The 1,644-nt window shown below is 67.2% G+C and carries 1 protein-coding gene; it reads right to left on the reverse strand.

The window, feature by feature from the left end; all coding sequences use genetic code 11:
- Positions 1-1,644: condensation domain-containing protein (locus D472_RS0124305; RefSeq protein WP_239643046.1), on the reverse strand; the 1,644-nt coding region annotated here is incomplete at both ends.

Below are 1,644 nucleotides of genomic sequence, written 5' to 3' on the forward strand. Positions count from 1 at the left end.
ACGCAACGCCAGCAACGAGTTACCACCGGCACGGAAGAAGTTCTCCCCCGGCTCCACCGACTCCCGCCCCAGCAATTGCGCGAACAACCCGCACAGAATCTCCTGACGCGGAGTCACCAGAGCGGAGACCGCGGCCTCCTCGGCACGCTCGGGAACAGCCCGCCCACCCCGATTCGTCAGAGCCGCACGCTCACCATCCGTCAACCGGACAACGCTGTCCACCGCTACCGCGGTGCCCCCGACCATCTCCCGCAGAATCCGCTCCAACACCGCGACCAACGCGCTGACCGTCGCAGCATCGAAGACATCCACGGCGAAATCGACCACACCCCCGAGCCCGGCAGGCACACCACCCCCGTCCCGGTACTCGACGAAACCCACCGCCAGATCGAACTTGGCCACGCCCGTGGCGACGGTAGTGACCTCCGGGGCCCAGGCGCCCTCGAAGCCGGAGGTGTCCGCGAAAGCGGTATTCAGCGCCAACGTGACCTGGAACAGGGGGTGGTGGGAGGTCGAACGCTCCGGGTTGAATTCCTCCACCAGCAGGTCGAAGGGCACGTCCTGGTGGTCGAAGGCCGCCAGGTCCGTTTCCCGGACACCTTCCAGGATCTCGGCGAAGGTCTTCTCCCCGGCCACGTCCGTACGCAGGACCAGAGTGTTGATGAAGAATCCGACCAGGTCGTCCAACGCGGGATCCGTACGGCCCGCGACCGGAGTGCCCAGCGGGATGTCCTCACCCGCCCCCGCCTTGGACAGCGCGATCGCCAGGGCCGCCTGCACCACCATGAACAGGGTGCAGCCATGTTCCTTGGCCACACGCGCCAATCCCGCGTGCAGGTCCGCGTCCACCTCGAAGCGGATGCTCTCACCCCGATGAGAGGGGTTCTCGGGCCGAGGCCGGTCCAGAGGCAGTTCGAGAACCTCCGGTACACCGTCAAGGGCCCGTTCCCAGAAGTCGAAGTGCTGGGAGAGCAGACCATTCGGATCGTCGGGGCTCCCCAGGACGTCGTTCTGCCAGAGCGCGTAGTCCGCGTACTGCACCGGCAACGACTCCCAGCCGGGCGGCTGTCCGGTGCTGCGCGCGGCGTAGGCCGCGGACAGGTCGCGAACGAGCACGCCCTCGGACCAGCCATCCGTGGCGATGTGGTGCATCAAGAGCACCAGCACCGACCCCTGCGTCCCACAAGCGAAGTAACGGACCCGAACCGGCCGGTCGGCGGCCAAGTCGAACGGCGTACGCGCGAACTCTTCCACCAGCGCGTCCACCTCGTCGATAGAGCACTCCACCCTCTCGAACTCCGGACACCCCCCGGACGAATCCAACACCTCCTGGTAAGGCTCGCCCGCCTCCTCTCCGTACACCGTTCGCAGGATCTCGTGCCGCTCCACCACGTCGCTCAGCGCTGTTTCCAGGGTGGCGGCGTCGATACCAGCGTCGAACCGCACCACCACTGGCACGTTGTAGGTCGAACTCACCCCTTCAAGGCGGTTCAGGAACCACAGTCGCCGCTGCGCGTAGGACAGCGGAGACGACGCCCCCCGATCCACGGGAACCAACTCCGCACGGGCCACGACGCCCCGCCCCCGAGCGACCAGCCGGTCCACACCCGCCACCGTCGGATCACCGAAGAAGTCACGCAGCCC

It is taken from the genome of Nocardiopsis alkaliphila YIM 80379, from assembly GCF_000341005.1.
GTDB classification, from domain to species: domain Bacteria; phylum Actinomycetota; class Actinomycetes; order Streptosporangiales; family Streptosporangiaceae; genus Nocardiopsis; species Nocardiopsis alkaliphila.